Genomic DNA, 339 nt, shown 5'->3' on the forward strand with positions numbered 1-339 from the left:
ATACGTTCCCGTAGACGTGGGTGTGCTATTTCTGCAATGACAAAAACACCTGGGGAAACGCCTGGACCTATTGAATAATCCACAACGCCACATTGCTCTAAAATACCACCATCCTGTTTAGGAATAAGTATTTTGTTTAAATCTTTTAGCGCCGCTTGTGGGCCATGCATTCCTGGGCAATCAGGGAGAAGCCCCGTTGCATTTGCAATAGCTGCCATTTCAACCATCGTTTTGGAACCATCAATAAATTCAACCAACATACGCACATTCATGTTACGTCGTAGTGCTTCTTCTTCATAAGTATCAGGTGTGGCATCGAAGATAAGTGGATTGTTTTTG

The 339-nt window shown here is 43.1% G+C and carries 1 pseudogene; it reads right to left on the bottom strand.

The window, feature by feature from the left end:
* Nucleotides 1–339, bottom strand: a pseudogene (locus ACFIO5_RS11835) (homoserine dehydrogenase); the annotation flags it as partial.

Source organism: Bartonella sp. AA86SXKL, from assembly GCF_042196885.1.